We start from the raw sequence: 436 nt of genomic DNA, 5'->3' as shown, positions 1-436 counted from the left end.
TTAATGGTTGAGCAATTGCAGAAGCATGTTCCAGCTAAAGGCAGACCACCTAAGTTAAGTGTGGAGGATCAGGTTCTGCTCTGTCTGAGCTATTGGCGGGAATACCGAACCTTATTTCACATTGCTACAAGTTACGGTATTTCAGAGCCCACAGCCTCAAGAATTGTACGTCATGTTGAAGATTGCCTGATTCAGTCCAATCTGTTTAATTTACCGAAGAATTTGCCCGAAGGCGAAGGGATAGACTGGAATGTGGTGATCGTGGATGCCACAGAAATTCCAATTCAAAGGCCTAAAAAAACAGAAGAAAAGCTATAGCGGCAAGAAAAAGACGCATACCTTTAAAGTACAGGCCATCATCCATTATAAAACTCAGCAAATTCTGAGTTTATGCACTGATCGCGGTACGGTGCATGATTTCGAGCTATTCAAACGC

1 protein-coding gene is annotated in these 436 nt (G+C 42.9%); it reads left to right on the top strand.

The genetic code is table 11. The features are described from left to right. Positions 1 to 318, top strand: a 318-nt coding sequence (locus tag WAE57_RS15820) for a transposase family protein (protein WP_337711311.1), incomplete at its 5' end; no start/stop codon positions are given. Positions 319 to 436 lie beyond the last annotated feature (118 nt).

The organism is Acinetobacter sp. NS-4 (assembly GCF_037402435.1).
Taxonomy (GTDB): domain Bacteria; phylum Pseudomonadota; class Gammaproteobacteria; order Pseudomonadales; family Moraxellaceae; genus Acinetobacter.
Note: the sequence above shows the minus strand (reverse complement) of the source record. Positions and strands in the feature narration are given on the sequence as shown.